The following is a 7,433-nucleotide window of genomic DNA, read 5'->3' as shown; positions in this document are numbered from 1 at the left end:
TGCCATGACCCCCAGCTTTCCTCCAGCTAGGATTAGAGTCGAGTGGCTTTTGCTGTGCATGAGCGCGGTTGAAGCAATAAACTGCGTAGCGGAGCCGTTAGGGCGTAGCGGCATAGCCCGTTGCTTATCCAGTTTGGCGGCGTTAGTCGAACCGGCAACGCTGGTTCGCCACTTCGCGCAGCTTCTCTCGTATCTCGTCGTAATCGTCCCTCGTGGAACGGTAGCACACGCTCCCCGATTAACATCAATGACCCGGCACGCCCGCCGCTCGCTCATCCCATGGCGGTCCTGAAGATGAGCAACAGCTTCCTGCCTCGCGCAGGGCGTCAGAACTTTCTTGCCAGGATATCCTTTAACGCAGCCTGATCAAGCATCGCATTCGCCGACAGCCGCTTCAGCTTCGCGCTCTCGCTCTCGAGCGTTCGCAAACGACGAGCCCGGAAGCCTTAAGCCTGCCATACTTCGACTTCCCGGGCCGACGAACCAAGTCAGCTCGCCCCCGCTTCGGCCTCTTTCAGAACGCTAATGATCCGCTCCTCGCCAAACCCCGCTCTTCTAATCTCGTCTGTCCTCCTGTCAGACCTCGACTCTGATCCCGACTACAGGAAAATCAGAGAGGCGGGCACGTCAAGCGCGATGGTAAACATCGCTCTTGCAAAAATTAGTCTAGGTTAGCATGACCTCGAACGTTTAGAAAAAGTCATCAAACCAATTCCTCAAAGGCCTAGGTAATTGCATGCGAAACGTAGGACGTCTCGAGCAAACACTTTTTTCTGCGACCAAGGTAGTAGGACTCATCGTCCGACCCTTGATTCTTTTATTCTTCCTACGTACCGATCAAGATTCGCTAGCACAAGACTTCAGCCTATTGTTAACTGCGACGGCCTCTAGCTTCATCATACTCAATAATCAGAACTATCGTGTCGCGTACCAACTTTTTTTGGGGAGCGATCGGTCGTCTCATGGCCTTCGCGGAAGGGACGTCGTCCGCAACTATGTAGTCGGAACGTTAGTCCATATTCTAGCGTTCATAGGCGTCGCCAGCCTAGTATTATGGCTCTGGCTAGATCGAGGAGATTTACTTGTTTTAGCAATGATTCTTATCTTGATAGAAAAGTTTTTTGACGATGATCAGAGAATTCTCGTCTATAAAAAGCGATACTATCAATGGATGATCAACTTTACCCTACGAATTATAGCCCCAGCGATTGCCCTAATCATTGTTTCGCTTGCGACGGACATCGATGATGTAAGTTTATACGTCATGTCTGCAACCTTAGGAGTAGCAGTATATATCTACTTAATACGACGACAATTCTTTCGCATCTCTTACCGGCTGGTGAAGATTGAGTTTAAGCAGGGAATCTCAATTTCTATTCGTCGATACTTCAGTGAATTTCGAAATGAGTTTTTCGTTGCCCAAGTATGGGCATTTCTAGCCGCAAATGCGATTTTGATCGATCGATTTTTTATAAATATTTCGCATGAGAATATTTTTGCAGACTATATTTTTGCAGTAAGTGTTGCAAATACTATTCAGACATTTCATAATCTGGGTTATATAACATTCCAAAGGCCGCGATTATTGCAGGCTGACGCAATAGTAATTTCTTCCGTTTTTAACAGAATGAACTTATTGCTCCCGTTTGTATTGTTCATTATTATTTTCACTTTGTACCTTTTGTCGATTATGCTCGAAGCCGACCTTACCCCGCTATCATTCGAGGTGATTTTGTCTCTCTGCGGCCTGTATTACATGCATGCAGTTTCGCTTCCGGCGAAAGAAATGGCTTTTTGGCGCTTGCGTCGCAATTATCTCATAGCACAAGAATGTGTTTTGTTTACCTTTCCTATTGTGGGCTATGGTTTAGGCTTCAACAGTCAGCTCGGAATTGTATTGGCAACACTTTGTGGACTGGTTGTCCGGCTTGGCCTACTTATTACTATGTTGAAATTGGCAGAAACTCGTCAGAAGCGATTTAATTTGCGCCTCTAATCACCTCGATTTCAATTTCGGCTCATTGCCTTTTTAGCGAGAGCGTTTAATCAGGGTGAAAATCTTGTCGGCTTAATTTGATCCAGCAATAAGGCTTGGAAATTACGTTGTGCGTTCTGATGGAGGCGCTGATCGCTGCTTCCAGTCCGATAATAGATCGTTGGACGCCGCGCTATAATCTCTTGCGTGTGAGTTCGGCGAACCAGCGCTTTATTTGGTTGTTCCACGAGGGTGTTGACGTGGTCAGCTGAACATGCAAGAACGGCCGCCGCACCGGCCAAGCCTTGATCTTGATTGTCTTCCGATTGGCATATTTGTCCAGCCTCAGGTGCAATTCGGGCTCTTCGACATCGCAGGATAAATGTACTTGAGAATGTCCACAAACTCAGTTGCTCCGCTGCCCAGTGGCGCTTGTAGTGCTTTTACAGAACTGCCTTTGTGCAAATTTTGAGCGCCGCGAACAGTGACGTTGTTCACTTGGGTCATAGGTACGGTTGCGCCGCTCCAGCAAGCAGGAGCCAAATGCAGGATCGGCTGTTCAGGATCGGGGCCCCGACCCTGGGACTTCCCACCGACATATGGCTACACCGCGGCCGGGTCTCCGGCGACATTATGAGACCAGCAATATCCTGCGCTTTGGGGACGATCTGTGGTCGGTAGACAGATTGAAGGCCTGGGACCGATGCGACTGCAGGCCATAAGCCCCCCTGATCCGGCGGATAGTGGTGTGCAAAATTGTAGTCTCGGCAGCCCTGCAGAGGATCGAACCTTTAGATGTGTTGTTCAATGTGAGTTCGACTTAAGGCACTTGCGCATCCGATACCGTACACTGACGGCCGGGCGAGTACTCGTCGGCGAGACCCTCGATGCGGTCCCTCTCGAACCTGCGCTGCCACCTACCGAGCGTGTACTCGTTGACCGTGAGGCACTCGGCGACTTCCTTGCCTTGCGAGCCGTCCGCGCGCAGCAGCATCCGGCCCCATCCAGTAACGTCCGAGGGGTTTTGTGCCGCCGAATTTGGACCTTGAAGAAATCGCGCCCCTCGCCTGGTATTTCCACTGCGTTGCTTACCAACGCACCAATGATCACTCTCTTATAAAGAGCCAAATCCATCACGTTCCAGGTAGTTAGGTTCAGTGAACATTAAAGTGGTTCCCGCACAAAGTGGGTCTTGCGATTCCGGCTGGTCCATACGCTGCCTGCTGGTGACAGGGGTCCGCCATGCATGGCACGAACGCTTTCTCAATAGAGTTGAAGCCGAAGCGAGGGGGCCGAAGGAGGCGCAGTAGTACTCGCCTCTTCGATTTACTCCTTCACAGCTGCTCGGGTGCGGCTCGACAGGTTGCCCAGCATGACGACGTCGCCGGGGTTAAGATCGGGCATGAGGATCTGGCTGCCCTAAGCTTTGAACTAGTCGCAATTGATCCGCCCGTCCGGCACCATTGGGGCAACCATTCCAGTCATTCGCTGGCCGACACCCAGTGTAGTAATTGTGCTATGCCCGTGCGGGAAGCCCATCGGCCGGCGCTTCGCACTTGGCGCACCGACCATGACTGCGGATCATGATAAGCGCCATCCTCGTCTCTTCAATGAAGACGAGGCGCATAGGATCGAGATTGAGGTAGCATTGAACCGGCCCTGTCGTCGTCTTAGGTGTCGGGATGGCGTTTCCGTGTCTTTTACGCATGATTCTCGGTCGCGCGAAAGAGCGATGCACGATTTTGATCCAAACGGAGCGCGACGCCCGACCGACCACGTCCGATTTCTATACAGTTGGCATGCGATAGAAACGCCGTGGACTTCGACTTACTTGAAGGGCAGTCGTCGCTACCCTGAGCTGGGGGCTAAACATTGGAGTACAGTGGCATGACCCTGATGGGGCCCGTCGGGGATGCGGCAAGGCAACGCATCGGTCGGGATTCACACCTTGCACCGCATCACCACGCGCCGTGGATCACGCGCGCTGAAAATTCTGCACGTTGTTGAATAGGATCAAGCCGCTGGAACCGAAGCAATTCGTGTTCATTCGACAGAATTGAACAGCTACCATTATGAGGCGCGGCGTCGGTCGCTACCCTAAGGACAAGTGCCTGTGCGAGGCTTCTAGCGCGGCCAACCAAAACCTCTTTCTGGGTCACCGTTTGCGGTTAGATGGCATGATCACTCCGATCGCGCTTTGCGTTCGGCCATGAACCCGTGATTTCCTTCCAGTTCCAGTAGAACCTGGTCACGACAGGAGGACGGACGAGATGAAAAGAACGAGGTTGTTTGAAGAGCAGACCATTGTCGGACCGAAGGAGGCGAAACTGGCAACGAGTTGACCTGGTTTGTTAGCCCGCCGTGTCGGAAGCGGCGATCTACAACTGAAAGTCCAAGTATGGCCAGTTGGGCGTTTCTCAGGGTCGGCTTAAACGAGCGATCAAGAGCGAGAACGCGAAGCTAAAGCGCCTGCCGGCCCATGCGAAGCTCGATCAAACTGCGTTGCAGCGTCTACTAGTAAAAAAGTTCGGGCGCAAGGCGTAAAGCTGTTACTCATCACCTAGACCGCTGATGAATGGACGAGTAGGCCATTGCTTAAACACCGTTCATGCGTGACAAAGCCTCCTAGCCCTAAATCCAAAAGAAAGAAACCTGCCGCCATGTGTGGACGCCCCCCGCCCGTCAGGCCTCGTGCCCTTGAAAACGCATAACCAATCCTTCATCTTACGTCGCAACAAATTATTAGAGCGGAACAATTATGGGCAACGAAATTTTTCAGTTTCTCGACAAACGACAATGCTATGATCTGCGACAATCTATTGATCGCGCTATCGAGAACAAATCGGTCAAGCTTTGGCATGACGCGCAGGGGGCGGATATTCGGATTTTCAATGCGGAACGCAAATTGCCAGAGTTCCAACCTTTATTCGAGAAAATGCTAGGTTACTACGTACTGAAGTATGGTTTCGCTCCGAGACATGCCTTTCTAATGGTTAATCGCATCGTAGCAGCCGAGGGCAATCTTGGCTCAGGTGGTGGATGGCATCGAGATTCATGGTTCAGGCAGCGAAAGGTCTTCGTATTCCTATCTGATGTTAACGAGGTTAACGGCCCACTCGAATACGTGTCCGGGACTGGCGCACTGGGAGTTAAACTTGCCGATTTTATCCGGTATCGCGGAAGCTTGCGTGTGCCTACGCTAATGGGGAGAGCTAAGAAATCGAAACGAATGCTGCTGACTCTTGCTGAGGGACATGGAGTTCACCTCGATACTACGGTTGTGCATCGGGGACGCCCGATACGCGAAGGCGTGCGCTATGCGGCGACCTTGTATGCGTTCGATGCGCGAGGGGAAAAACTATCACAAAGCAAAGCACGCTTCGAAAAGCTATAATGATGAAAGATTAATTATATTACAATTTTTAACGCGCTTGAAACATCTGAAAGCATTTCTTCCGGTGAGGTAAACTGTGTAGCATCATAGTTTTTAAACCGATGCCTCCAATTATAGTCGTAGAAAGCTTTCAAGTCCTCCGGGGTCGGCAAAACTTTCTCGGCGCGCTCTATAACTATTCGAGACTTTACGAAACCGTAGAGGTCGTGACCCAATGCGTCCAAACCCGCCTGATAGGAGACAGGAACGCCGTAATGCAGCAATTCAAGGCAAATTCCACTGTTTGGCACAATTACTATATCGTTTAGATTGGCAAATACTTCGACTGATGCACTCGGTTCGTCGCGATCCACCCCTGCGCGTTCAAGCAATGGCGCTAAATTCTGCCGGTTTCCAGGGTGTGGCCGGATTAAGATTTGAGAAAGCGACGGTATTTTCTGCAATTCATCAATCAGTAGTTCTACAGCGCGGACGTTCCAGACGAGCGACAAGCAAATTCCAATTTTCACAATTCTATCGCTGATACGCATGGGACGTCCCCTTTCTCGAAATGGGGAAAGAATTGTCACAAAGCAGTTATGAGCATCAACCAAGCGGCGACTAGCTACACGATAAGCGTCACGCGAAACTTGATCATGCAATATCGCAAGATCGTAGCGAAGTGGTGGGAACTCTGAAGTAACGGGCGCATGTTGCCGGTATACTGATTTTCGCCCACTACATAATACTGCGTACATGAGGGCCGTGGGAACAGGCGAATGATCATTCGAAAATACAACCACACGACATGCGCTTGGAAGGGACTTGGCGGCATAAAATGCATATGCAGCAGCACCTACCAATAATTGAGCCGCGGCGAATGGGCCTAACCCTTTGATGTTAGATATTTGATCCTTCGCCCGCCAGATATAGCTTATAGACTTTAATCTACATAGGCGATCGAATAAAGTTGCGGAGCGATCGGCAACAAGAATTCGAAAACAAAACTGATCCCGGATGATATCCGCAACCTCAGCGTTTGCTTTTTGGTTGTTCTTAGTCTCGCCAAAGAGAACAACCTCTGCATTTGGAATTCGCCGTAAACTTCCAAGAAAGAAATAAGCGAAAAGAGCTCCCGCGAATGAACCAACACGGCTCCGAACTAATATATGCGCAACACTATAGAATAGCTTATGGGACAACCGGCCCGCCGCAACAGCTCGATGGAAATTTTTATATCTCGGTCGACCAAAGAAGTCGGCGAGCCGCCCTATATACTCGCACATCATGTCATTTGGAGTACGCATTTCTTTACCCGAATTCTGATCATACGAGGCCATGTTCATCGTGTGCCCAGTGTCAATTTGTGCGGCATTAGTAAAGCATCGAATTAAATCGAGAGACATTGTTCCCTCTATCAGGAATAGAGATGCCACCTCCTCGATATGCGTCGTGGTCCGAAAAGTCGGTCTACGTCCGCAGACTTGCACACTGCCGCACAATAGAGTCAACTCGGCTTTGCCATGACCCCCAGCTTTCCTCCAGCTAGGATTAGAGTCGAGTGGCTTTTGCTGTGCATGAGCGCGGTTGAAGCAATAAACTGCGTAGCGGAGCCGTTAGGGCGTAGCGGCATAGCCCGTTGCTTATCCAGTTTGGCGGCGTTAGTCGAACCGGCAACGCTGGTTCGCCACTTCGCGCAGCTTCTCTCGTATCTCGTCGTAATCGTCCCTCGTGGAACGGTAGCACACGCTCCCCGATTAACATCAATGACCCGGCACGCCCGCCGCTCGCTCATCCCATGGCGGTCCTGAAGATGAGCAACAGCTTCCTGCCTCGCGCAGGGCGTCAGAACTTTCTTGCCAGGATATCCTTTAACGCAGCCTGATCAAGCATCGCATTCGCCGACAGCCGCTTCAGCTTCGCGCTCTCGCTCTCGAGCGTTCGCAAACGACGAGCCCGGAAGCCTTAAGCCTGCCATACTTCGACTTCCCGGGCCGACGAACCAAGTCAGCTCGCCCCCGCTTCGGCCTCTTTCAGAACGCTAATGATCCGCTCCTCGCCAAACCCCGCTCTTCTAATCTCGTC

General features: G+C 51.1%; 4 protein-coding genes and 3 pseudogenes. 3 read left to right on the top strand and 4 right to left on the bottom strand.

Annotated features, from left to right (window positions below; translation table 11 throughout):
• Positions 1-148: 148 nt before the first annotated feature.
• A pseudogene (locus GRI55_RS14555) lies at positions 149-560 on the bottom strand (IS3 family transposase); the annotation flags it as partial.
• 176 nt (positions 561-736) lie between these two features.
• Between GRI55_RS14555 and GRI55_RS14550 the strand changes: the two are divergent.
• On the top strand, positions 737-1,996 hold the full coding sequence (locus GRI55_RS14550; protein WP_160767619.1) for a hypothetical protein: 1,260 nt from the start codon (positions 737-739) through the stop codon (positions 1,994-1,996).
• Positions 1,997-2,795: 799 nt separating this feature from the next.
• Here the strand turns inward: GRI55_RS14550 and GRI55_RS15355 are convergent.
• Positions 2,796-2,969, bottom strand: coding sequence for a helix-turn-helix domain-containing protein (locus tag GRI55_RS15355; protein ID WP_370873226.1), 174 nt, complete (start codon positions 2,967-2,969; stop codon positions 2,796-2,798).
• A gap of 1,367 nt (positions 2,970-4,336) precedes the next feature.
• On the opposite strand from GRI55_RS15355, the pseudogene GRI55_RS15350 reads away from it, so the two are divergent.
• Both GRI55_RS15350 and GRI55_RS14545 read left to right on the top strand, forming a co-directional pair.
• Positions 4,337-4,501 (top strand): annotated as a pseudogene (locus GRI55_RS15350) (IS3 family transposase); the annotation flags it as partial.
• A gap of 232 nt (positions 4,502-4,733) precedes the next feature.
• The gene (locus GRI55_RS14545; protein WP_160767618.1) at positions 4,734-5,369 is read left to right on the top strand and encodes a phytanoyl-CoA dioxygenase family protein; all 636 of its coding nucleotides are present in this window, start codon (positions 4,734-4,736) and stop codon (positions 5,367-5,369) included.
• A 14-nt stretch (positions 5,370-5,383) separates the two neighbouring features.
• Here GRI55_RS14545 and GRI55_RS14540 read toward each other — a convergent pair whose 3' ends face one another.
• On the bottom strand, positions 5,384-6,754 hold the full coding sequence (locus tag GRI55_RS14540; protein WP_160767617.1) for a hypothetical protein: 1,371 nt from the start codon (positions 6,752-6,754) through the stop codon (positions 5,384-5,386).
• 261 nt (positions 6,755-7,015) lie between these two features.
• A pseudogene (locus tag GRI55_RS14535) lies at positions 7,016-7,427 on the bottom strand (IS3 family transposase); the annotation flags it as partial.
• Positions 7,428-7,433: the final 6 nt, after the last annotated feature.

The sequence above is a fragment of the Qipengyuania citrea genome, assembly GCF_009828015.1.
GTDB lineage: Bacteria > Pseudomonadota > Alphaproteobacteria > Sphingomonadales > Sphingomonadaceae > Qipengyuania > Qipengyuania citrea.
The sequence above is the reverse complement of the archived record's forward strand: the minus strand, read 5'-3'. Positions and strand labels throughout refer to the sequence as shown.